The organism is Acinetobacter sp. UBA3461 (assembly GCF_002381195.1).
Taxonomy (GTDB): Bacteria; Pseudomonadota; Gammaproteobacteria; order Pseudomonadales; family Moraxellaceae; genus Acinetobacter; species Acinetobacter schindleri.
This window is the reverse complement of record NZ_DFRO01000040.1, coordinates 1-740: the sequence shown is the minus strand read 5'-3', so window position 1 is coordinate 740 and position 740 is coordinate 1. Positions and strand designations below refer to the sequence as shown.

The window sequence follows — 740 nt, the reverse complement described above, 5'->3', positions numbered from 1 at the left end:
TTATACCATTGGTCACCGACCCAGTTGCCTACCTGTGAACCACACAATGCCAGGTTCTGGAAATCGCAATCAAAACTGTTAAAGTCTTCACCTTCACCAAAGCGACCAACTTTGACATCCAGTTTCTGATCCATGAATTTTTTCTTGATCCAGAAGTCAGTTAAACGCCAGGTTTGACCACGTCCCCATACTTCCTGCACCGAGCTTAAGTGTCCATTAAGCGCTTCAGCAGTATTGGATAAGTTACGACCGTTACGCTGAGTCACCGTAATTTGTGCTTCGGTATCTTTCCATCCTGCAATTTTTTCCAGATCCAGATGGGCCCCGATTGCAAACTGGTCGGCGTATTCAGTACCGTGATCAGATGAGTTTTTAGCATCAATGAGTGTTGCTACTTCACCGGTATAACCAAAACTGAAATCATAACCTTGTTGTTGAAGTTGAGTACGCTGACCATTCCAGTCGCCTAACATCCATGGATTTTCTGTACTAAATGCATCCGCAGCATGAGTAGCAGTATTTGCCAATAGCAAAGCAGCCAAGCATGTATATACAGCCTTGGCTAATTGGGAGATAGACATTAAATGTGTCGCCTTAATCACACTTATATGGAGAATATATTACACCTTTTTATATAAATTGTTTGTTTTTAATATAAATTATATATTATTAAATAGTTTTAAAAAAAATTTATATCTAAATATCAAAATCTTAATAATTATTCAAATTTTTAATGAAAT

Annotated in this window: 1 protein-coding gene; it reads right to left on the bottom strand. The window is 37.8% G+C overall.

The features are described from left to right. Positions 1-581, bottom strand: a 581-nt coding sequence (locus B3D47_RS11215; RefSeq protein WP_286862054.1) for a carbohydrate porin, incomplete at its 3' end; no start/stop codon positions are given. Positions 582-740: the final 159 nt, after the last annotated feature.